This window comes from Pyxidicoccus sp. M6 (assembly GCF_055568925.1).
The window spans coordinates 6,933,161-6,955,854 of the sequence record NZ_CM145714.1 but is presented as its reverse complement, the minus strand read 5'-3'; the positions used below and the strand labels follow the sequence as shown (position 1 = coordinate 6,955,854).

The window sequence follows — 22,694 nt, the reverse complement described above, 5'->3', positions numbered from 1 at the left end:
GAGGGATTACAGCGCGCGCTGGTACACGCGGTACACCTTGGAGCGCTGCGCGCCCATGGACTCGATGGCGCGGTTGACGAGGTGGTTGTCCTCGAGCGTCCACGAGATTTCGCCGCCCACGTAGCCCAGCTGCTTCGCCGTGCGCAGCGTGTCCAGGTACAGGATGGCGTCCAGGCCGCGGCGCCGGTAGCCCTCCTTGATGCCCAGGATGATGAGGCGCAGCCGGTTGATGCGGCGCGAGGCCAGCAGCAGCTTCGCCAGGCCAATGGGCAGGCCGAAGTGGGTCAGCCGCCCGTTGGCCGCCCTGATGGCCTGGTTGGCGTCCGGGACGGTGAGCGCGAAGGCGACGGGCTCGCCCTTCACCTCGGCCATCAGCGCCAGCTCCGGCCTCACGACGGCCTTCAAATCCTTGGCGAGGTGGTCGAACTCGGCGTCGGTGAAGGGCACGAAGCCCCAGTTCTTCTCCCACGCGGAGTTGTAGATGTCGCGGATGCGCTTCACCTCCGCGTCCAGGTCCTTCATGTTCACCGGCCGCACGGTGACGCCCTCGCGCAGGCGCATCTTCTCCGCGATGCGCACCACCTTCTCCGGCGGCGCCGCGGAGGAGGAGAGCTCGAACGCGTAGAGGTCCTTCGCCTTGGTGAGGCCGCACGCCTCCAGCAGCGCCGCGTAGTACGGCGGGTTGTGCGGCATCATGATGGCCGGGGGCGTGTCGTAGCCTTCGACCAGCAGGCCCCAGTCCTGGTTGGACGAGAAGTTGGCCGGCCCGAGCATCGCGTTCAGGCCGCGCTCGCGCAGCCACGCCGCCGCGGTGTCCAGCAGCGCCCGGGCGATGCCCGCGTCGTTCACGCACTCGAAGAGGCCGAAGAAGCCCTCCTTCGTGCCGTGGATCTCCATGTGGCGAGGGTTGCGGATGGCTGCGATGCGGCCCACCACCTCATTGCCGCGCCGGGCGAGGAACAGCTCCACCTCGCCGTACTGGAAGAAGGGGTTCTTCCTCGGGTCGAGGAAGTCCTTGCGCTCCATCTCCAGCGGCATCACCCAGTTCGGGTCGTTCTTGTAGATGCCGTAGGGGAAGCGGATGAACAGCATCTTCTCCGCCGAGCCACGCACGGGGCTCACCTGCACGTCGGAGGGCAGGGGCGGGAGCGAAGGAGTCGCGGGCGAAGGCTCGGCGGGAAGGGCCATGGGTGGGTTAGTTCCTGTCTTCGGTGTGCGTACCGTTGGTGCCGTTGCGCATGAAGAAGTGGGCGCCCTTCTCCAGGAGGAGGCCCGGCAGCTCGCCGCGCTTCTCCCACAGCTTCAGCGGGGCGTTGCCCAGCTTGCGCAGGTCATCCGGTTGCAGGTTGGCGGCGCGCCAGGTGAGTTGCTCCACCGCGTCGAAGAGCTTGCCGGCAACCTCGCGCGAGGACATGCGCGACAGCTGCTCCAGGGTGATGCCGCCCTTCTCCGCGAGCAGGCCCGCGGAGCCGGCCGCCCACTTCTCGCTGGCCTTGTTGCTGAGGATGCGCGTGCCGGGCCGGGCAATCTTCACCGGCTCGTACACCGTGGGGCGCGTCTCCGGAATCACGTTCAGCTTGCGGCCGATGGTCTCGAAGATGTCCAGCACGCGGTCCAGCTGCGCGTCCGTGTGCGTGGCCATGTACGAGGTGCGGATGAGCGCGTGGCCCGCCTCCACCGCCGGCGGAATCACCGGGTTGGCGAAGACGCCCGCCTCGTGCAGCGCGCGCCAGAAGCGGAAGCACTTCACCTGGTCGCCGATGTGCACCGGCACCACAGGCGTCACCGACACGCCCGTGTCGAAGCCCATGGCGCGGAAGCCGTTGTGCATCTTCTCCGCGATGTCCAGCAGGCGCTCGCGGCGCTGCGGCTCCGCCTCGATGATCTCCAGCGCCTTGAGCGCCGCGGCGATGGACGCCGGCGTCATGGACGCGGAGAAGATGACCGAGCGCGCCTTGTGGCGGATGTAGTTGATGACCTCGAAGGGCCCCGCCAGCACGCCGCCCAGCGACGCGAAGCTCTTGGAGAACGTCCCCATCACGAGGTCCGTCTCCTTCTCCAGGCCGAAGTACTCAGACGTCCCGCGGCCCTTCTCGCCCAGCACGCCCATGGAGTGGGCGTCATCCGTCATCACGCGGGCGTTGTAGTGCTTCGCCAGCTCCACGATGCGGGGCAGGTTGCAGAGGTCGCCCTCCATGGAGAAGACGCCGTCGGTGACGATGATCTTCCCCGCGTTGGGCTCCGCCTGGGCCAGCAGCTGCTCCAGGTGGTCCATGTCGTTGTGGCGGAACTTGCGCTCCGTCGCGAAGGACAGGCGGATGCCGTCCACCAGCGACGCGTGGTTCTGCCGGTCGCTGAAGACGATGTCGTGACGGCCGAGGATGGACGCCAGCGCCAGGTTCGTCTGGAAGCCGGTGGAGATGACGATGGCGGCCTCGCGGTTGAGGAACTTCGCCAGCCGCGCCTCCAGCTCCTCGTGCAGCGCCAGCGTGCCGTTGAGCAGGCGCGAGCCGGAGCACGTGGTGCCGAACTTCTCCACCGCCTTGATGGCGGCTTCCTTCACCCGCGGGTCCGCGGAGAGGCCCAGGTAGTTGTTGGACCCCACCATGATGACGCGCCGGCCTTCAATCTCGACCTCGGTGGCGCCGTGCGACGCTTCGATGGCCCGGAAGTACGGGTAGAGCCCCGTGGCCTTCGCGATGCGGTAGTCCTTCCAGTTGCTGCACTTCTCGAAGACGTCGCTCATGGGGTGGTCTTTCTCGGCCTGCGTCGGGAGGGTGGATCCTCTTTCGGGGGGACTGCGGATCTCCGGTCAAGCCGCCCTTGCAGGGCTCGTTCCGACCTCGGAAACCTGCGTCCAGCGACCTCCCACGGGGGACGCGGGGCCGTGAATAAAGAGGGTTAGCGACAGTGTCAAGGCGCGGACTGTTGCTCGGGTCCCTGCCGAGGCAGGCAACCGGTCGCGCTCGCTTGACAGCACCGCGACTTTGATGGCACGCCGCCGCCACACGAGCGTTGTCCATTGAATAGTGGAATACGCCGTATGCAGATGGCTGCACGCCCGCCGGAGGGCCTCCGGAGGCCTGGAAGCTTTCGCTCCGGCCTGATGTTTGCGGGGGCCATTGACTGGCTGGGAATTTGCTTTAGCCGGCCTTCATCGAGGAGTGGACGGTGGCGCGGTCTCTGCGACAGCGGTGGTTCGAAGGATTCATCCAGGCAGCCGTGTCCCGGCCCTGGCAGGTGTTGCTCGTCTTCGCGCTCCTGGCGGCCGGAGGTATGGCGCTGGCGTCGCGGTTGGAGTTCCGCGGGTCGTTCGTGGAGCTGCTTCCCCAGGGTGCCCGTGAAGTTCAAGACCTGACACGCGTGTCACAGAAGGCGGGTGGGGACGGGTACCTGGTCCTCGTGGCGCAGGGCGACACGCCGGCGCGCCTGAAGGCCTACGCGAGGGAGCTCAAGGCGCGCCTGGAGGCCCTGCCGGAGGTCCGCTACGTCGAGCACAGCTATGACGTGGACTTCTTCAACCGTCACGGCCTGCTGCTGCTGCCGGCGGAGAAGCTGGCGGAGCTGCGCAAGGACCTGGAGGCCCGCGTCCGCTACGAGCGCCAGCAGGCGAACCCCTTCTACATCGACCTGGGGGCCACGCCGCCGCCGCCGGACTTCGACGCCATCGCGAAGAAGCACACGCCCAACGCGGGCATGAAGGAGTACCTGGCGAACGAGGCCGGCACCGAGGTCTACCTGATGATCAAGCCGTCAGGGACGGCGGGAGATCTGGACTTCGCGCGGCGCTTCGTGGAGCTGGCCAAGGGCACCGGCCGCGCGCTCGCGACGGAGCGCTACCCGGCGGTGAAGCTGGAGGCGACGGGCAACTTCCAGAACCGCATCGAAGAGGACGCGGTGATGCGGAGTGACTTGTCGCGCGCCGGCGTCCTGTCCGCGCTGATTGCCGTGGGCCTCATCCTGCTGGCCACCCGGCGCATCGCCGCGCTGGCGGTGGTGGGCCTGCCCGTCTTCGTGGGCATCCTGCTCACGTTCGGCTTCGCGCAGGTCGCCATCGGCCACCTCAACGTGGTGACGGGCTTCCTCGTCGCCATCCTCATCGGCCTGGGCATCGAGTACGGCGTGCACCTGTGCATGCGGTACTGGGAGGAGCGCGAGCACCAGTCCGCGCGCGACGCGCTGAAGGCGGCGGTGGGCGGGACGTTCAGCGGAGCCGTCACCTCGGCGCTGACGAACGCGGCGGCCTTCTTCGTGCTGCTGCTGGCGCAGTTCCAGGCCTTCAACCAGTTCGGCCTGCTGGCCGGCATGGGCGTGCTGCTGGCGGTGCTGGCGGCGTACGCCATGGGCCCCTCGCTGCTCGCCATCGCCGAGCGGCTGCGCCCCGCGCGCAAGGACGCCGCGCCCGCGGCCAATGCTTCGACGGCGGCCGAGGCGGCCCCGGCGGCGGCGAAGCCCGAGCGCGAGTGGAAGCGGTGGCCCACCACGGTCATCGTCGCCATTGCCCTGTCGGTGGTGGCCTTCGCGGGCTTCTCCGTGGTCATCGCCCCGCGGCTCGGCTTCGAGACGGACATGCGCAAGCTGAAGGGTGACTCGCCGGCCTCGCGCCTGGACGACCACGTCACCGAGCAGCTCGGCCAGCCGCTCAATCCCGCCATCTTCCTCGTGGAGGACACGACGCAGGCCGCGCAGGTGGAGGACGTCATCGCGGAGGTGAAGCGGAAGAATGGCGCGGACTCCGTGTTCCTGCGCAGCGCGTCCCTCAACGACCTGGTGCCGCATGACCTGCGGCGCCGCGAGGCGGAAATCGACGGCATCCGCAAGCTGCTGCACGGGCTGCCTGCGTCGGCGCAGGAGGATGCGCGGCTGCAGGGCTTCCAGCAGATGCTGGACGCGAAGCCGTATGGCCTGAACTCGCTGCCGGTGGAGGTCCGCCGCCGCTTCGAGGCCACGGACGGCAAGGGCACGTTCCTGCTGCTGTTCCCCTCGGTGTCCAACTACGACACGGAGGACCTGAAGCGCTGGGCGGCGCAGATCGACCAGGTGGTGGAGGCCACCAAGGCGCGCGGCATCGACATGGCGGTGCTGGACAGCAACCGCATCGCCGCGCGCATCTTCGCGCTGGTGCGCGGGGATGGGCCGCTCATCCTCTGGTCCGCGGCCGCGGTGGTGTTCTTCGTCATCTTCCTGAGCCTGCGCAGCTTCAAGCGCGCGCTGCTCGTCACCGGGCCGCTGTTCCTGGGCATGACGTGCCTGGCGGGCGGCATGTACCTGTTCGACGTGCAGCTCAACTTCATCAACGCGGTGGTGCTGCCCAACCTGCTCGCCATCGCCGTGGACAACTCGGTGCATCTCTTCCACCGGTACGAGGAGGAGGGGCCCGGCTCGCTCGGCAAGGTGGTGCGGCACACGGGGCTGGCGGCCGTGGTGGCCACGCTGTCGAACGCGGCGGGCTATGGCGCGTTGCTCGTCGCCAACCACCAGGGGCTGCGCAGCATCGGACAGATTGCACTGCTCGGGGTCGTGTGCACCTTCCTGGGGACCACGGTCTTCTTCCCCGCGATGCTTGCCCTCCTGGAGCGGTGGAAGGGGCGCAAGGCGGCTGTGGTGGGGGATGGTGCCCTCGTGCGGAGCCTCGAGCTCGGTATGACTGGCGTGAGCAGCAGCGAGGCGCCGGGGGAGCGGAAGTCGGCGTGAGCTCCGTGTCCTTCCAGAGTCCCCGCAGCCTGGCGGCCCTGCTGAAGTCCGAGCGAGGGGTGCAGGTGAACCTCAACGCGGTGGACCTCGTGGTGCTGGTCGCCTGCTCGTTGGCCGCGCTGGTGCTCGTGGGGCCCGGCCGCTGGGTGCCACACTCACTGCACAACGCCGGCCTGTTCGCCTTCATGGCGGCCGGCCCGCTGGTGCTCCGCACAGCGGAGGCCTCCTTTCCGGGCCACCGCTGGCTCACGACCGCGGCGGACTGGTGGCTTCTGCCCGTGGCGGTGCTGACGCACGGGTGGCTGGGGCCGGTGGTGGACACCCTCAACCCCATCCTGAAGGACGCGCAACTGGTGGCCGCGGACGAGAAGCTGTTCGGCTTCCAGGCGGCGGTGGAGCTGGGGCGCATCGTCCCGGGGTGGCTCAATGACATCCTGCTGCTCTGCTACTACGGCCACTTCTTCTGGCCGCTGGTGCTGGGCATCGCGCTCTACCGGCGGGAGCGGGGCGTCTTCTCCGACTTCAACGAGTACCTCACCGGGCTGGGGCTGCTGTTCCTGCTCAACTACGCGGCGTACTCGCTGGTGCCCGCGGTGGGGCCCCGTTACTTCCTCATCGGCGAGTTCCACGGGCCGCTGCAGGGCGCGGTGCTGACGCCAGTGCTGGACTCGCTGATGCGCGCGCCGAAGTACGCGCGGGACTGCTTCCCGTCGGGGCACACCGGCACCACCCTGCTGGTCCTCTTCTACGCGTGGCGGTTCCACAAGCCCCTGTTCTGGCTCATGTTGGGGCCGGGCCTCGGGCTCATCACCGCTACGCTGGCCGGGCGCTTCCACTACGCCACGGACCTGGTGTGCGCGGTGCCGCTGGTCATGGTGGTGGCGGGGCTGGCCCTGGGGCTGTCGCGGGCCGCCCGGCAGCGGGAAGGCGAGAGGGCCGCGCGCTCCGTCCCTGTGGACGCTATCGTACGGCCCTGAAGCCGGCCGGCCCCGCGTTGTCCCCACCATGACGGTCCGGCCATGAGGAGCCACCCTCCATGTCCCGGCCTGTGTCCGCGCAGCGAGTCACCCGCTTCGGCACCACCGTCTTCTCCGAGTTCAGCGCGCTGGCCGCGAAGCACGGCGCCGTCAACCTGGGGCAAGGCTTCCCCGACTTCGACGGGCCCGACGCCGTCAAGGAGGCCGCGCAGAAGGCCATCCGCGACGGCGTGAATCAGTACGCCATGGGCGTGGGCGCGAAGGACCTGCGCAACGCCATCTCCGAGCACGCCGCGCGCTTCTACGGCCAGCAGGTGGACCCGGACACGATGGTGACGGTGACGAGCGGCGCCACCGAGGCCATCCTCGACGTGATTCTGGGCCTCGTGGACCCGGGCGACGAGGTGGTGACGTTCGAGCCGTTCTACGACTCGTATGACGCCAACATCACCTTCGTGGGCGCCACCGCGCGCTACGTGCCGCTGCGCCCGCCGGACGCGACGCATGCGGAGTGGTGGTTCGACCGCGACGAGGTGCGCGCCGCCTTCGGGCCGAAGACGCGGCTGCTCATCCTCAACTCGCCGCACAACCCGACGGGGAAGGTGTTCACCCGCGAGGAACTGGAGTTCCTCGCCGGGCTGTGCGCCGAGTACGACGTGAAGGTGCTGTCCGACGAGGTGTACGAGCACATCGTCTTCGCGCCGGCGAAGCACCTGCGCCCGGCCACGCTGCCGAGCCTCGCGGAGCGCACCGTCACGGTGAGCAGCGGTGGCAAGACGTTCAGCCTGACGGGGTGGAAGGTGGGGTGGATCATCGCGCCGCCGCCGCTGCGGGACGCGGTGCAGCGGGCCCACCAGTTCGTGACGTTCGCCACGGCGTCACCGCTGCAGGCGGCCATGGCCGCGGCGCTGCGGCTGCCGGACGCGTACTACGCGGAGCTGACGGCGACGTACTCGGCGAAGCGGGAGCGACTGCTGGGCGGACTGCGCGAGGCGGGGCTGACGGCCTTCGCACCGCAGGGCAGCTACTTCATCCTCGCGGACATCGCCAAATACGGCTTCGCGGACGACATCGCGTTCTGCCGGCACCTCGTGTCCGAAGTGGGCGTGGCCGCCATTCCGCCGAGCGTCTTCTACAGCCCGGAGCACCGCCACCTGGGGCAGGGGATGGCGCGCTTCGCGTTCTGCAAGACGGACGGCGTGCTCGACGAGGCGGTGAAACGCCTGCGCGCGAAGCTGCCGCGCAAGTGACGAAGAAGATGACGCGGCGTCTGTGAGCGACACCCGCGCCGCGTTGTCGAGGCAGGGCAGTGCCGGCCCACCGCCCTCGACGGTGCTCCTCTCAGCCTCATGCGCGGAAACGTGGCATGATGGCTATTCCAGATAGCCACGCATTCTGCGCAAGTCTGACGAGGCACCGCCGATGCGAATCTTTGAAACCGAAGCCCATACGCTGCCGAAACTCGACATGGGCCAGCACCTGCCGTTGCGCATCACGCACCGGCCCTATCTTGGAGGAGTGCCCTACACGCTGCTCTGCCTCACGCTTTTCGGCGTCGTGCCGGTGGCCTACGTGGTGGACCAGGGAGTGCCCATCGTCGAGGTGCTCACGACCTGGTGGTGGCTCACCGTCGTCATTCTCGGCGGCGGCTTTTTCGGAGTGGGGGGCACCCTCGCGTGTGTCCTGACCCACCTGCGGGTGGAGGTGACGCCCGAGGAGCTGCGCCAGCGCGCCGCCGGACTCATGCGCAAACAGACGTCGACCGAGCCGCTGTCGCGCTACAGCGGCCTGCTCGCCGTGCGCCACCATCATCCGGACTGGCTCGGAGCCAACAAGAACGAGTACGGCATCTACATCTGCCATCGCCAGGACCGCTCGCGCGACCTCCTCCTGTTCTGGGGACGCAGCGAGAGCCTCTTCCGGCAGCGCATCTCGCAGTACTCCGAGCTGTTGCGACTCGGAGTCCTGGAGGAGCCACCGTCGGAGCTGACCGAACAGCCGAGGACGCACTCGGCATCGGTGCGCCACGACATCGGGTCCCGCTCCAGCCGCTCGTGACTTCGAGAAGCTCCACGGGCCCGAATGCCTCCCGGGCCCGGTGCTCGTTGATGGCGCGCATCGGCGGTGACGGGCGTCGTCAGTACTCCAGCGGCTGCGCCCAGCGGCTTCAGCGTTGGCAGTAGCTGGGCACGGAGCTCGGCAGTCCACCCGCCCAGGGTGACGGGACGGTGCCGAACGGGTGGGCCTGGAAGAACTGCCAGACCGCCGCGCGCGCGTCCGTGGGGATGGCGTGCCCCCTTCCGTGGTTGCACAGCACGCCGAACTGGGACTTGGACTTCAGGTCGTTGTAGTAGTTCGTGCTCGCCGTCTGGAAGTTGATGACGACCTGGTCGGACGAGCCCCCGTGGAAGATCATGGCGGCGAACTTGTTCGACGCGTCCTGCGTCGGAATCGTGGAGGTCCTCCCGCCCGAGTACGTCGCCACGCTCGCGATGTAGCCCGAGCGGCGGTAGCTCATTTGCGTGGAGTTGAGGCCTCCCGCGCTGAAACCCATGCTGTGGATGCGGCTCACATTGATGCCGATCTTCTGGATGGCGCAGGCGAGGACCTCGTCCGCCACCTTGAAGTCGTCGTCGCGCGTGGTGGACGAGACATAGAACCAGGGGAAGGTGCCCGCGGCGGGGTCTCGCGTCGGCGCCGCGACGATTCCACCCAGCGCCTTGATGGCTTCAATCTGTGTCGTGCCGAGCCCCGTGGTGGCCTCCGTCGGAGAGCTGCCCGTGCCGTGCCAGTAGAAGACGAGCGGGCCATCCAGCGTCCGGGCCGCGTCCGACATCCAGATGCGAACCGAACGGGCCGGGACTCCCGCCGGCCGGAAGGTGAGCGTCCCGTCCTGGAACTCGGGGCAGGTGCCCGTGGGCTTCGGAATGAAGGCGGGGGAGGGCTGCGCCAGCCCCGCGCTCGTTCCCGCCAGCAGTTCGGAGGAACCGTCCTCCGCGCCACTCCACGGTCCTCCTTCTTCACCTCCACATGCGGTCACAGTCACGACGAGCGCGGTGGCAAGAACTCTCTTCATGGCAGGCACCCTCCAGTGAGGCAGTCAATGGAAGACATCATATGGGCATGAGCAGGATTTTAACGCGAAAAACGAGAAAAACCGTCAAAACGCAACAATCCAGCATCCCGATATGGGGCCGTTCCGCTTTCGTTCAGTGAATGCACTGCTGCGAATCCCAACTGGAGGAGCATGAATGAAGGGCTCAGGCGGAACTGGAGTCTCCTTTACGGCATGGTTGGTAGCTGTTTCCGTGTTGCTACAGTCCTGCGGTGACGCTTCCCTGGCGGAGCCAGGAGCCACCACCGCGCAGCCCGTACAGGCCACGAGCGCCCTGGAGGCCGGAGCGGATTCGGAGGACATCCTCACCCGGCTCCAGTCCATCCCCGGCCTCACGGTGGTGGGGGAGGTGGCATCCCCCATTCCGGGCACGCGCTTCTTCCGCCTCTATTTCGAGCAGCCGGCGGACCACCGTCATCCCCAGGCAGAGCGCTTCCAACTGCGCGCCACCCTGCTGCACCGCTCGGTGGACGCGCCCGTGGTGCTGTACTCAGGCGGCTACGGCCTGGGCGGGTTCCCGTTCCAGTACGAGCCCACGGCGCTGCTCGGTGCCAACCAGCTTGCGCTGGAGCACCGCTTCTTCGGCACCTCCCGGCCGGCGTCCAATGACTGGAAGCTGCTCAACATCCGGCAGGCCGCCGGCGACTACCACCGCATCATCCAGGCCTTCAAGCCGCTCTACTCGGGGCGCTGGCTGACCACGGGTGGCAGCAAGGGTGGCATGGCCGCCGTGTACCACCGCTACTTCTACCCGGACGACGTGGACGCCACGCTGGCGTACGTGGCGCCCAATGTGCACGGGCTGAATGACCAGCGCTTCGTCCGCTTCCTCGACCAGGTGGGGCCCGACGACTGCCGTGTGAAGCTTCGCGCCTTCCAGCAGGAGCTGCTGCAACGTCGCGAGGAGCTGCTGCCCTTCGTGGAGTCGCTCGCCGCCGAGCAGGGGGACAGCTTCGGGCTGATTGGCCTGGACCGCACCCTGGAGTTCGCCGTCGTCGAGATGCCCTTCTACTTCTGGCAGTACGGCGACGCGTCCCTGTGTGCGGAAATCCCCGCGCCCGGCGCTCCGGCGGAGGAGGCCTTCGCCTTCCTCGAAGGCGTCGTGGGCCTCGTCTTCACCTACGGCGACGGGGCGCTCGACTACTTCGCGGCCTACTACTACCAGTCCGCCACGGAGATTGGCTGGAACGCCTATCCCACGCGCCACCTGCGCGGCCTGCTGCGCTACCCGCGCCAGGACGTGCCCACCGAGTACCTGTCGTTCCCGGTGGAGGAGCGGTTCGACTACAGCCTCATGTTCCGCGTGGAGCACTGGGTCCGTCAGCACGGTGAGCGGATGCTGTTCCTCTATGGGGACCACGACCCCTGGTCCGCCGGTCCCTTCGAGGTGCGGGAGCGCAACGACTCCTTCCGCTTCTTCGTGCCGGACGCCAACCACACCAACTCGCAAATCGTCCGCCTGCCCGAGCCCGAGCGCACCCTGGCCCTCACGAAGCTCTTCACGTGGATGGGCGTGACACCGCCCGCGGCGAATGCCCGGGCCCTGGCGGCCGAGTCCACCGGGAACGTCTCGCCCGTGGTGCAGGAGCGCTCCCGGCTGTAGACCCGGGATGCGTCCATGCGCCGACGCCGGGCCTCCATGCGCCCGGCGTCGACACGTCAGAAGTCGTACCGCACGCCGAGCCGCACCTGGCGCGGAGCCTGGTAGCGCACGGGAACGAGCCCCGTGTCGCGCTCGGCCACCTGGGCCGGCTCCTGCGAGTTGAGGACGTTGAATACGTCGAGGCGGAACGTCACCTCCTGCAGCTTGAGCGGCGCGTACCGCAGGGCGAGGTACACGTCCAACGACTGCATCCACGGCGTGCGCTTTCCCGAGTCCTCCAGCAACAGGCCCGAAGCCCCCAGGTACGAAGCACCAACATCGGCATGCCACCGACGGCGGCGGTCGAGGCGGAACTCGCGGGCCCCGAGGGCGCGAACCACATGGGGCCGGTCGAGCGGCAGCCGCCGCTGCGGATCGAGCCCGGTCCACACGGTGAACGGGCCTGCGTAGTTACCGGTCAGCCTGGACCACGTGTAGCTGGCCTGCCACTGCCAGCCTGTCAGGGCGGTGCGGCGCAGCTCCACCGTCACCGCATCGTGGTTGCGCGCCGCGCGCGGCGAGTCCGCGGCGAGCCCGGAGCCGGGATTGGCGAGCACGACACCGCTTCCATCCGCCAGGGGGACGAGCGCGACTCCGTTCTCCAGCCTCCGATGCGCATACGTCGCGCCGAGGACCACGTTCGCCACGACCTCGTGCTCGCCCCCCGCGATGACCTCGCGCGAGGACAGGGGCAGGAGGTCCGGGTCCAGCGTCACGTCCTCCGTTGCATCCACGAGCCCCAGCGGAATCAGTCCCTGGAACCTCCCATATTGGGCGAACACCTTCGTCCGGCCGTTGGCCCACGGGTCGATGACGAGGCCCACGCGAGGCGAGAGCCGGGCCGTGGTGACGTGGCCAGGGCCCGCCTCGTCGAGGCGCTGCACGTCGTAGCGGGTGCCCACGTTCAAGGTGAACCGCCTGAGGAAGGTGGCGTTGTCCTGCACGTAGCCCCCGAAGACCTGGCTGGGAGTCCTCGCGCCCGGCCGCTCATGGACGAGCCATTCCGAGTCCACGCCCGCCTTCACCACGTGCATGCCCGCCCACGTGGCCAGCCACGTGGCCTTGGCATGGACCTGGTACTGGTCGGCCGTGCGGTCTTCGCCCTCCCGAGGCGTCACCCGCTGGGACAGCCAGCCCGCGTGGACATCGACCAGGACCTTCTTGTCCGCGAATGCAGCGGAGTAGCGAAGCGCGCCCAACGTCGAGTCGATGCTTCCTCCCTCGAGGGAAGACGGCGCGGTGATGAGCGCCAGCGAGACGTTGTGGTCCGGGTTGATGAGGTACGTCAGCTTGCCCAGGGCCTGGAGGCTGCGCACGTCGTCGAAGGTCCGAGAGGCGCTCGGAGTCTCGGCCTGAGGTGTCCGCTCGACCCGGCTCAGCGCCGGGGTGACTCCCGCGAAGAACCAGAGTCTGTCCTTGATGATGGGGCCGCCCAGCGTGGCACCGAAGTCCCCCTGGTGCCTGAGCGCGTCCTGGCTCACGAGCCCCGCGCTCTCGCGGCGCCCCTCCAGCATGCCTGGCTTCCAGAAGGCGAAGACGGAGCCCGTCAGCTCGTTGGAGCCGAACTGGGTCACCGAGCTCAGCACACCTCCCGTGGCATGGCCGTACTCTGGCAGGTATCCCCCCGTGACGACATTGGTCAGCTCGAGCAACTCGTTGCTCAGCGAAAGCGCATGGAGTCCCAGCACCGCACCGCGCAGGGACAGGCCATCCAGCCGGTAATCGTTCTCGAAGACGGAGGCACCGTTGATGGAGAGTCCTCCGGCCACGTCCATCACACCGGGGACGAGCGGCGCGAAGTCTTCGACCGCACGCACCGCGCCGAGTGCGCCCGATGATTGGCCCAGCCCTCGGTAGAAATTGGGCTCGAAGGCGAAGTCCTGGCCCGTCGTCGAGGTGCTGACGTCGACGGACGGCGGAACACAGCCGAACCCGTCCGCCATGTCCGGGTCGGCGACGAGCAGCACACCGAGCCGGATGGCATGCCCCGCCTTCAGCGGCACGTCGGCTCGCACATACGGCCGGAACAACAGATTCTCGAACCGCACGGTGTACGTCCCCGGAGGCAGGTCCTGAATCCGGTACCTCCCCTGGGCGTCCGTCACCACGGTCTGCTCGCCCTGCATCGACGGCGAGGTCGCCGTGATGACGACGTCGGGCACAGGCTCTTCCGTCTCGGCATCCTTCACCGTGCCGACGATGACCCCGCGCGCCTCGGCGCCAAACGCCTCGGCCGCAAGCAGCACCCCCAGGACGCCCATTGCCCGGAACCACACCTTCACACGCATGCTCGAATCCCTTCCACGGGCCGCGAGCGTGCCACCGCGTGGGCGGCGCATTCCTCACCGTTGCATCACGGTTTCCTCATGGAGCCTGAAAGCACCGGGGCCGGAAACCGCTGACGTCGCAGCAGCCCCCGGCCCCGATTTCAGTGCCCGTCTACCGGCGCACTACATGTTGCGCCGGTACTGGCCGCCCACCTCGTACAGCGCGCGGGAGAGCTGGCCCAGCGTGCACACCTTGCACGCGTCCATCAGCGCGGCGAACACGTTGCCGTTGTCCAGCGCCGCGCGGCGTACGGCCTCCAGCGCCTTGGGCGCCGTCGCCGCGTTCCGCTTCCAGAACGCGTCACGCGAGGTGATGGAGTAGTCCTTCTCCTCCTTCGTCGCGCGAATGACCTCGGGCGGGATGATGGTCGGCGAGCCCTTCGGGTCCAGGAACGTATTCACGCCGATGATGGGCAGCGTTCCATCGTGCTTCAGCGTCTCGTAGTACAGCGACTCCTCCTGAATCTTCGAGCGCTGGTACATCCGCTCCATCGCGCCCAGCACGCCGCCGCGCTCGGAGATGGCGCGGAACTCCGCCAGCACCGCCGCCTCCACCAGGTCCGTCAGCTCCTCGACGATGAACGAGCCCTGGTTGGGGTTCTCGTTCTTTGACAGGCCGAACTCCTTGTTGATGACCAGCTGGATGGCGAGCGCCCGCCGCACGCTCTCCTCGGTGGGCGTCGTAATCGCCTCGTCGTAGGCGTTGGTGTGCAGCGAGTTGCAGTTGTCATTCAGTGCCAGCAGCGCCTGCAACGTGGTGCGGATGTCGTTGAAGGCAATCTCCTGCGCGTGCAGGGACCGGCCGGACGTCTGGATGTGGTACTTCAGCTTCTGCGAGCGGTCATTGCCGCCGTACTTGTCCCGGATGGCCTTGGCCCAGATGCGGCGCGCCACGCGGCCGAGCACCGTGTACTCGGGGTCCATGCCGTTCGAGAAGAAGAACGACAGGTTGGGCGCGAAGTCGTCGATGTGCATCCCGCGCGACAGGTAGTACTCGACGAAGGTGAAGCCGTTGGCCAGCGTGAAGGCCAGCTGGGAGATGGGGTTCGCCCCGGCCTCCGCGATGTGGTACCCGGAGATGGACACCGAGTAGAAGTTCCGCACCTTCTGGTCGATGAAGTACTGCTGGATGTCGCCCATCACCCGCAGGGCGAACTCCGTCGAGAAGATGCAGGTGTTCTGCGCCTGGTCCTCCTTGAGGATGTCCGCCTGCACGGTGCCGCGCACCTGCTGCAGCGTCCTCGCGCGGATCTTCTCGTAGACGTCCTTCGGCAGCACCTCGTCGCCGGACACGCCCAGCAGCAGCAGGCCCAGGCCGTCGTTGCCCTGCGGCAATTCGCCCTGGTAGCGGGGGCGGGGCAGGCCGCGCTCGCGGTAGATGGCGTCGATCTTCTTCTCGACGGCCTCGACCTGGCCCTGCTCGCGAATCCACTTCTCGCACTGCTGGTCCACGGCGGCGTTGAGGAAGAAGCCCAGCAGCATGGGCGCGGGGCCGTTGATGGTCATCGACACGGACGTGGACGGGTCCGCGAGGTCGAAGCCCGAGTAGAGCTTCTTCGCGTCGTCCACATTCGCAATCGACACGCCCGAGTTGCCCACCTTGCCGTAGATGTCCGGCCGGTGGTCCGGGTCCTCGCCGTACAGCGTCACCGAGTCGAACGCGGTGGACAGGCGCTTCGCCGGCAGCCCGCGCGACACGTAGTGGAAGCGCTTGTTGGTGCGCTCCGGACCGCCTTCACCCGCGAACATGCGCGCGGGGTCCTCGTTCTCGCGCTTGAGCGGGAAGACGCCCGCCGTGTACGGGAAGGCGCCCGGCGCGTTCTCGCGCAGGAGCCACGTGAGGATGTCGCCCCAGTCCTCGTAGCGGGGGAGGGCAATCTTGGGGATGCGCAGGTGCGAGAGGGACTCGGTGTAGAGGTCCAGCTCGATGACCTTGTCGCGCACCTGGTACTGGTACTTGGACGCCGCGTAGCGCCGCTTCGTCGCGGGCCACTCGGCCAGCAGGCGGCGGCAGTCCGCATGCAGGCGGCTCTCCAGATCCTGGTACAGCGTCACCAATTCGCCGAGGTACGCGGGCTCGCCCTCCACGCGCTCCGTCACCTGCACCACGTCGGACGGGTCCTTCGGCTCGACAATCTCCAGCCGCTTCTTGCCCACGTTGGCGCGCAGCGCCTGGATGGTGCCGTGGAGCTGGTACATGCGCCGGGCAATCGCGGCCTGCGCACGGACGAAGGCGTCGTAGGACTCGCACGTCTCGACGATTTCGGCGAGGTAGCGCGTGCGCTCCGGCGGGATGATCCACTTCTTCTCGCTCATGCCCGGCGTGAGCTCGAAGTGCGAGTGGACCTGGGCACCGGTCTTCTTCACCAGCGCGTCCATGATGGCGCGGTAGAGCCGGTTCATCCCCGGGTCGTTGAACTGCGATGCAATCGTGCCGTGCACGGGCACCGCGTCGTCCGCGATGTTGAAGGCGTTGTGGTTGCGCTTCCACTGCTTGCGCACGTCGCGCAGCGCGTCCAGCGAGCCGCGCTTGTCGAACTTGTTGATGGCGATGACGTCAGCGAAGTCGAGCATGTCGATCTTCTCGAGCTGCGTCGCCGCGCCGTACTCGGCCGTCATCACGTAGAGCGACACGTCCGAGTGCTCGGTGATTTCGGTGTCCGACTGCCCGATGCCGGACGTCTCCACGATGATGAGGTCGAAGCCCGCCGCCTTGCAGACCTCGATGGAGTGGGCGACGTGGCGGGAGAGCGCCAGGTTGCTCTGCCGCGTGGCCATCGAGCGCATGTACACGCGCGGGTTGTCGATGGCGTTCATGCGGATGCGGTCACCCAGCAGCGCGCCGCCGGACTTGCGCTTGGACGGGTCCACGGACAGCACGGCGAGCGTCTTGTCCGGGAAGTCCGCCAGGAAGCGGCGCACGAGCTCATCCACGAGGCTGGACTTGCCCGCGCCACCGGTGCCGGTGATGCCGAGCACGGGCACGCGCGGCGCATCCAGGTGGGCCGCCGCCATGGCCTTGCGCAAGTCCTCGCCCGCATCCGCGAAGTTCTCCGCGATGGTGATGAGCGCGGCGAGACGCTCGGGCTCCTGGGGGAGGGGCTTCTTGACGAGCGGCTTGAAGTCCGCCGGCCGCTTCTCGAAGTCGCACTGGGCGATGAGGTCGTCGATCATCCCCTGCAGGCCCATGGCCCGCCCGTCGTCCGGCGAGTAGATGCGCGTGACGCCGTACTTGTGCAGTTCCTCGATTTCGGTCGGGAGGATGGTGCCGCCACCGCCGCCGAACACCTTGATGTTCGCGCCGCGCTGGCGGAGCAGGTCGATCATGTACTTGAAGAACTCGACGTGACCGCCCTGGTAGGACGTGATGGCAATGCCCTGGGCATCCTCCTGGATGGCGCAGTCGACGATCTCCGCCACGGAGCGGTTGTGGCCCAGGTGGATGATCTCGGCGCCCGACGCCTGCATCAGGCGGCGCATCACGTTGATGGCCGCGTCATGGCCATCAAAGAGGCTCGCCGCGGTGACAATGCGGACGTGGTGACGGGGCTTGTAAGGCGAGGGAACGGTGTTCGGCTGAACGAGTCGCACGCGCGTACACTAGAAGTGCGATGCGGGCCCGGCAAGCGATTGAGACGGCGGGTGCCCGCTGCCTGACGCGGGCTGTCAGGCTGGCGAACGAGGCAGGAAGGCCTCCAACACACGCAGTGCGGCCGAGGTCGGCGTCACCTCGCCTTCACGCACGTTCTGCTCCAGCACGGGCACGAGGGCGGACACCTCGGGGTGCGCATGCAGGGCCGCTCGCAGCCCGTCCTGCACCATGGCCCACATCCATCCCACCTGCTGCGCCTTGCGGCGCCGCGTCAGCTCGCCCGATGCAGCGCGTTGGGCAATCTGGGACTCCACGGCGCTCCACACCTTGTCGATGCCGAGGCCCTCCAGCGCGCTGCACGTGGTGACGACCGGCTCCGCGCCCGGCCGCATGAGGTGCAGGGCGGCGCGGTACTCGGCGCGGGCCCTTTCGGCGCGCTGCGCGTTGTCGCCGTCCGCCTTGTTGATGGCAATCATGTCCGCGACTTCGAGGATGCCGCGCTTGATGCCCTGCAGCTCGTCGCCCGCGCCCGCGAGCATCAGCACCAGGTAGAAGTCCACCAGCTCCGAGACGACCGTCTCCGACTGGCCCACGCCCACCGTCTCCACCAGCACCACGTCGAAGCCGGCGGCCTCGCATAGCAGCAGCGTCTCGCGCGTCTTGCGCGCCACGCCGCCCAGCGTGCCACTCGAAGGACTGGGACGGATGTAAGCGTCGGCCTCGCGAGACAGGCGGGCCATGCGCGTCTTGTCACCGAGGATGCTGCCGCCGGAGATGGTGCTCGACGGATCGATGGCGAGCACCGCCACCTTGTGGTTGCCGCGCACGAGGTGCATGCCGAGCGCGTCGATGAAGGTGCTCTTGCCCACGCCCGGAACGCCGCTGATGCCCACGCGCTGGCTGCGGCCCGTGTGGGGCAGCAGGCGCGTGAGGACCTCCTGCGCGAGCGCGGCATGGCGAGGGTGCTCGCTCTCCACCAGGGTGATGGCGCGCGCGAGCACCGCGCGGTCTCCGGCGCGGACGCCCTCGACGTAGGTGTCCGCGGGCAGCAGCTTCACGCCGCCTCCAGCTCGGCGGAGAGCTTGTCGAGCAGCTCGGTGGCTGCCTTCGCGATGACGGTGCCCGGCCCGAAGATGGCGGCGGCGCCGGCGGCCCGCAGCGCGTCGTAGTCCTGCGGCGGAATCACGCCGCCCACCACGACCATGATGTCCTCGCGGCCCAGCTTCTTGAGCGCGTGCTTCAGCTCCGGCACCAGCGTGAGGTGGCCGGCGGCGAGCGAGCTGGCACCGACGACGTGCACGTCGTTCTCCACCGCCTGACGCGCGGACTCCTCGGGCGTCTGGAAGAGGGGACCGATGTCCACGTCGAAGCCCAGGTCGGCGAACGCGGTGGCGATGACCTTCTGCCCGCGGTCATGACCGTCCTGGCCCATCTTCGCGATGAGGATGCGCGGCCGGCGGCCGAAGCGCGCGAGGAAGGCATCCGCCTTCGCACGCGCGTCGGCGATGCCGCCCGCGGTACCGGCCTCGGCCGAATAGACTCCGGAGATGCTTCGCACGGTGGCCTCGTAGCGCCCGAAGACCTTCTCGAGCGCGTCGCTGATTTCGCCCACGGTGGCCTTGGCGCGCGCCGCGTCGATGGCGAGCGCCAGGAGGTTTCCTTCCTTGCGCGAGGCCGCCTCGGTGAGCGCGTCCAGGCGGCGGCGGACCTCGTCGGCGTTGCGCTCGGCGCGCAGCTCGCGCAGGCGCGCAATCTGCGCCTCGCGCACGGCGGTGTTGTCCACCTTGAGGATGTCGATGCGGTCCTCGCGCTCGGGCGGGTACTTGTTCACGCCGATGATGGCCTGACGTCCCGAGTCGATGCGCGCCTGCGTGCGCGCCGCGGCCTCTTCGATTCGCAGCTTGGGCAGACCGGCTTCAATCGCCTTCGTCATGCCGCCCAGCGCTTCCACTTCCTGGATGTGCGCCCAGGCCTTGTGCGCCAGCTCATGGGTGAGGCGCTCCACGTAGTAGCTGCCGCCCCACGGGTCGATGACGCGCGTGGTGCCGCTCTCCAACTGGAGGTAGAGCTGCGTGTTGCGGGCGATGCGCGCGCTGAAGTCGGTGGGCAGCGCGATGGCCTCGTCGAGTGAGTTGGTGTGGAGGCTCTGCGTGTGGCCCTGGGTGGCGGCCATGGCCTCCACGCAGGTGCGCACGACGTTGTTGTAGACGTCCTGCGCGGTGAGGCTCCAACCAGACGTCTGGCAGTGCGTGCGCAGCGCGAGGCTCTTGTCGCTCTTCGGCTTGAAGCCCCTGAGCAGGTGGGCCCACAGGAGGCGGGCCGCGCGCAGCTTGGCCACCTCCATGAAGAAGTTCATGCCGATGGCCCAGAAGAACGACAGGCGCGGCGCGAAGGCGTCCACGTCCAGGCCCGCGGCGAGCCCCGCGCGGATGTACTCGACGCCGTCCGCGAGCGTGTAGCCCAACTCCAGGTCCTGCGACGCGCCGGCTTCCTGCATGTGGTAGCCGCTGATGCTGATGCTGTTGAAGCGCGGCATCTTCTCCGCCGTGAAGCGGAAGATGTCGCCCACGATGCGCATCGAGGGAGCCGGTCCGTAGATGTACGTGTTGCGGACCATGAACTCCTTGAGGATGTCGTTCTGGATGGTCCCGCTGAGCTGCTCGGGGCGCACGCCCTGTTCCTCGGCCGCCACCACGTAGAGCGCGAGGATGGGGAGCACCGCTCCGTTCATCGTCATCGACACGGACATCTGGTCGAGCGGAATCCGGTCGAACAGGATGCGCATGTCCTTGATGGAGTCGATGGCCACGCCCGCCATGCCCACGTCACCGGCGACGCGCGGATGATCGCTGTCGTAGCCACGGTGCGTGGCGAGGTCGAAGGCGATGGACAGGCCCTTCTGACCGGCCGCGAGGTTGCGGCGGTAGAAGGCGTTGGAGGCCTCGGCCGTGGAGAACCCGGCGTACTGACGCACAGTCCACGGCTGCTGCACGTACATCGTGGAGTACGGGCCGCGCACGAAGGGAGGCAGACCCGGCAGCGAGCCCAGGTGCGCCACGCCCTCCAGGTCCTCGGGCGTGTAGAGCGGCTTGACGGGAATGCCCTCGGGCGTTTCCCAGCGCTCGGCGTTGGAGGTGGCCTCGCGCGCCTGGCGCGACTGAGAGTCGCGCACGGTGGGGGAGGGCTGCGTCTCGGGGGCGTCGAAGGCGACGCGGGAGAAGTCGGGGACGGTGGGGCGCATCAGGCGACTCCCAGGTGCTGGTGCAGGGTCTTCAGGAGCTGGAACAGGTCCGCTCCCGCGGAGATGAAGAGGTCCACGCCGGCCGCGCGGAAGGCGGCCTCGTTGTCACCGGGACGTCCGGCGACGACCACGGTGCGCGCGCCCTTCGCCTTGAGGGCCTTGGCGAGCGCGGGCACCTGCTCGAGATAGAGCGTGTCCGGACCGGAGATGACCGCGAGCGGCGTGCCCGAGGAGGCGAAGGCTTCCGCCGCCTGCGCGGCATCCGCGAAGTCGCGCTGCTCGACGGTCTCGATGCCGCCGACGGCCAGCGCGTTGGTGACCCACGTGGAGCGCACGGTGTGCTCGGCCAGCGTGCCCAGGCTCACCATGAAGGCGCGAGGGCGCGCACCGGAGAGGCCCAGGTGACGGTCGCTCGCGTCGCGCAGGCTCTCGAAGGTTTCCGACAGGCGTACGGGGCGCAGCGGCACGAAGCCACCCTCGGGCACCACGGGCGCGGGCGTGGAATGCGGCTCGCGCTGGACGGGGGCCTCGGTGAGGTGCGGGAACTCGCTGACGCCGACAATGGGCAGGCGACGCGAGCGCACTGCCTTGTCGCGCGCGGCCACGGCATCCGTGAGTGCGCGGGCCACGTCCCCCTGTACGAGGGCGCGCGTCATGCCGCCCAGCGACTCGATGCGCTGCAGCTCCGTCCATGCCGCGCGAGCGAGCTCCTGCGTGAGCTGCTCCAGGAAGTAGCTGCCGCCCGCGGGGTCCGCGACGCGATTGAGGCTGGACTCATCACGCAGGATGAGCTGCGTGTTGCGCGCGAGCCGCCGGCCCTGTTCATCGGGCGTGCCGAGGGGCTCGTCGAAAGGAGACGTGCTCACGCTGTCCGCGCCCGCGACGACGGCGGCGAAGGACTCCGCGGTGGCACGCAGGATGTTCACCCACGGATCTCGCTTCGTCTTGGTGCCGCTGGCCGTGCGCGCATGCAGCGACATGGCCTGGGCCTCCGGCGCACCACCCGATGCGGCGACGACCTTGGACCAGAGCAGCCGCGCCGCGCGCAGCCGCGCAATCTCCGGGAAGAACTGCCCGCCCACGGACAGCGCGAACTGCACCGAGCGCGCCGCGTCTCCAGGAGCCACGCCCGCGCGCTCCAGCTCGCGCAGGTACTCCACGCCAGTGGCGATGGCCCACGCCAGCTCCTGCACCGGCGTGGCGCCCGCGTCCGCCCAGGCGCGCGAGGACACCAGCAGCACGCGCAGACCCGGCGCTTCCTTCAGGAGGGACGTCACCATCGGCGCGGCCTTCGCGAGCGTGCCGGCCACATCCACCTTCGCCGCGCCCGCGCGCGCCATCGCGCCAATCGGGTCGACGCCCAGGCTGCCCCTGAGGGCGCTGCGCGCGACGCGCTTCGCATCCGCCACCTGGAGCAGGAGGGACGCGGGAGCGAGCACGTCACGCGCCGGCTCCAGATGCACGGGCGTACGCTCCAGCGGGACGTGCGCGAGGAGCTTCTGCAGCGTGGCGGCGTCCTTCACGTCGATGCCGTGCGGCGCGTCCAGCAGCAGCCAGGCGCCCTGCGCGCCACGCTCCAGGTCGGTGCGCAGCGCCTCGGCGGTGGAGGCCACGTCGGGGCCGGCGTACTCCTGGCACACCGTCCAGCCGCCCTCCGTGTGGCCCAGCGGTTGGGTGCCGCGGACGTACGGGGCCACGCCCGGCGGCTCCACGGGAGGCGGAGCGTCCTGGGGCGTGTAGAGCGGCTGAAGGGGCAGTCCGCCTTCCAGGTTCGACTGGAGCGAGGTGAAGGGCTTGCCCTTCAGGTCCTTCTCCACGGCCTTGCGCCACGCGTCGAGCGACGGGGGCGGGAAGTCGGTGGAGGACGGGGGAGGCACTTGCGCCATGGTGCGTCCTTGAGAGTGAGGAGGGGTGCCATTGCCCCGTAGGGCAGCACCGTGTTCCTCCCATAGGCGCAATACCCGCCCGGAGCAATGGGTCTGATGTGGTCCACCAGTCCCACCGCCCGCGGATCAGGTGCGGCGCCTCAGGAGAACCCGCCGAGTGGGAGCAGGGTGCCAGGGCTCCCACCGGCCGGCCCTGCCTCCTGCCTCACATGCGCGGAAT

At 68.7% G+C, this 22,694-nt stretch carries 13 protein-coding genes; 5 read left to right on the top strand and 8 right to left on the bottom strand.

From position 1 onward, the window contains the following. Positions 1 to 6 precede the first annotated feature (6 nt). Both ACVTJA_RS27630 and ACVTJA_RS27625 read right to left on the bottom strand, forming a co-directional pair. Entirely contained in the window at positions 7 to 1,188 is a 1,182-nt protein-coding gene (locus ACVTJA_RS27630; protein ID WP_465823988.1) for a GNAT family N-acetyltransferase, read from the bottom strand. 7 nt (positions 1,189 to 1,195) lie between these two features. Beyond that, entirely contained in the window at positions 1,196 to 2,746 is a 1,551-nt protein-coding gene (locus ACVTJA_RS27625; protein WP_465823987.1) for an aminotransferase class I/II-fold pyridoxal phosphate-dependent enzyme, read from the bottom strand. Between the two features lie 425 nt (positions 2,747 to 3,171). Here ACVTJA_RS27625 and ACVTJA_RS27620 point away from each other — a divergent pair, with 425 nt between their 5' ends. The 4 genes from ACVTJA_RS27620 (at position 3,172) to ACVTJA_RS27605 (ending at position 8,729) form a co-directional block, all read left to right on the top strand. Next, complete coding sequence (locus ACVTJA_RS27620; RefSeq protein ID WP_465823985.1) at positions 3,172 to 5,694, top strand: efflux RND transporter permease subunit; 2,523 nt, start codon at positions 3,172 to 3,174, stop codon at positions 5,692 to 5,694. Then, the gene (locus tag ACVTJA_RS27615) at positions 5,691 to 6,671 is read left to right on the top strand and encodes a phosphatase PAP2 family protein (RefSeq protein WP_465823983.1); all 981 of its coding nucleotides are present in this window, start codon (positions 5,691 to 5,693) and stop codon (positions 6,669 to 6,671) included. The genes ACVTJA_RS27620 and ACVTJA_RS27615 overlap by 4 nt, the downstream gene beginning before the upstream one ends. Positions 6,672 to 6,730: 59 nt before the next feature. Further along, a complete protein-coding gene (locus tag ACVTJA_RS27610; RefSeq protein WP_465823981.1) occupies positions 6,731 to 7,921 on the top strand; it encodes an aminotransferase class I/II-fold pyridoxal phosphate-dependent enzyme in 1,191 nt (396 codons plus the stop codon). Between the two features lie 172 nt (positions 7,922 to 8,093). Further along, a complete protein-coding gene (locus tag ACVTJA_RS27605) occupies positions 8,094 to 8,729 on the top strand; it encodes a hypothetical protein (RefSeq protein ID WP_465823979.1) in 636 nt (211 codons plus the stop codon). 109 nt (positions 8,730 to 8,838) lie between these two features. Here ACVTJA_RS27605 and ACVTJA_RS27600 read toward each other — a convergent pair whose 3' ends face one another. Beyond that, complete coding sequence (locus ACVTJA_RS27600; protein WP_465823977.1) at positions 8,839 to 9,747, bottom strand: alpha/beta hydrolase family protein; 909 nt, start codon at positions 9,745 to 9,747, stop codon at positions 8,839 to 8,841. Between the two features lie 232 nt (positions 9,748 to 9,979). Between ACVTJA_RS27600 and ACVTJA_RS27595 the strand changes: the two genes are divergently transcribed. Further along, the gene (locus ACVTJA_RS27595; protein WP_465823975.1) at positions 9,980 to 11,389 is read left to right on the top strand and encodes a S28 family serine protease; all 1,410 of its coding nucleotides are present in this window, start codon (positions 9,980 to 9,982) and stop codon (positions 11,387 to 11,389) included. A gap of 56 nt (positions 11,390 to 11,445) precedes the next feature. Here ACVTJA_RS27595 and ACVTJA_RS27590 read toward each other — a convergent pair whose 3' ends face one another. The 5 genes from ACVTJA_RS27590 to ACVTJA_RS27570 form a co-directional block, all read right to left on the bottom strand. Further along, the gene (locus ACVTJA_RS27590; protein ID WP_465823973.1) at positions 11,446 to 13,716 is read right to left on the bottom strand and encodes a TonB-dependent receptor; all 2,271 of its coding nucleotides are present in this window, start codon (positions 13,714 to 13,716) and stop codon (positions 11,446 to 11,448) included. Positions 13,717 to 13,878: 162 nt separating this feature from the next. After that, on the bottom strand, positions 13,879 to 17,346 hold the full coding sequence (locus ACVTJA_RS27585) for a methylmalonyl-CoA mutase family protein (RefSeq protein WP_465823971.1): 3,468 nt from the start codon (positions 17,344 to 17,346) through the stop codon (positions 13,879 to 13,881). 75 nt (positions 17,347 to 17,421) lie between these two features. Next, on the bottom strand, positions 17,422 to 18,405 hold the full coding sequence (meaB, locus tag ACVTJA_RS27580; protein ID WP_465823969.1) for a methylmalonyl Co-A mutase-associated GTPase MeaB: 984 nt from the start codon (positions 18,403 to 18,405) through the stop codon (positions 17,422 to 17,424). Next, positions 18,402 to 20,588 (bottom strand): methylmalonyl-CoA mutase, encoded by a 2,187-nt coding sequence (gene scpA, locus ACVTJA_RS27575; protein WP_465823968.1) that lies wholly within the window; start codon positions 20,586 to 20,588, stop codon positions 18,402 to 18,404. Before scpA ends, meaB begins: the two co-directional genes overlap by 4 nt. Then, positions 20,588 to 22,474 carry a methylmalonyl-CoA mutase family protein gene (locus tag ACVTJA_RS27570; RefSeq protein ID WP_465823966.1) on the bottom strand — a complete coding sequence of 629 codons (1,887 nt, stop codon included), beginning with the start codon at positions 22,472 to 22,474 and terminating at the stop codon, positions 20,588 to 20,590. The genes scpA and ACVTJA_RS27570 overlap by 1 nt, the downstream gene beginning before the upstream one ends. Positions 22,475 to 22,694: the final 220 nt, after the last annotated feature.

Bases quoted from the DNA above. Each gene is read 5' to 3' on its own strand.
- ACVTJA_RS27630 (WP_465823988.1), bottom strand. From the start codon at position 1,188: ATGGCCCTTCCCGCCGAGCCTTCGCCCGCGACTCCTTCGCTCCCGCCC.
- ACVTJA_RS27625 (WP_465823987.1), bottom strand. From the start codon at position 2,746: ATGAGCGACGTCTTCGAGAAGTGCAGCAACTGGAAGGACTACCGCATC.
- ACVTJA_RS27610 (WP_465823981.1), top strand. From the start codon at position 6,731: ATGTCCCGGCCTGTGTCCGCGCAGCGAGTCACCCGCTTCGGCACCACC.
- ACVTJA_RS27605 (WP_465823979.1), top strand. From the start codon at position 8,094: ATGCGAATCTTTGAAACCGAAGCCCATACGCTGCCGAAACTCGACATG.
- ACVTJA_RS27600 (WP_465823977.1), bottom strand. From the start codon at position 9,747: ATGAAGAGAGTTCTTGCCACCGCGCTCGTCGTGACTGTGACCGCATGT.
- ACVTJA_RS27590 (WP_465823973.1), bottom strand. From the start codon at position 13,716: ATGCGTGTGAAGGTGTGGTTCCGGGCAATGGGCGTCCTGGGGGTGCTG.
- scpA (WP_465823968.1), bottom strand. From the start codon at position 20,588: ATGCGCCCCACCGTCCCCGACTTCTCCCGCGTCGCCTTCGACGCCCCC.
- ACVTJA_RS27570 (WP_465823966.1), bottom strand. From the start codon at position 22,474: ATGGCGCAAGTGCCTCCCCCGTCCTCCACCGACTTCCCGCCCCCGTCG.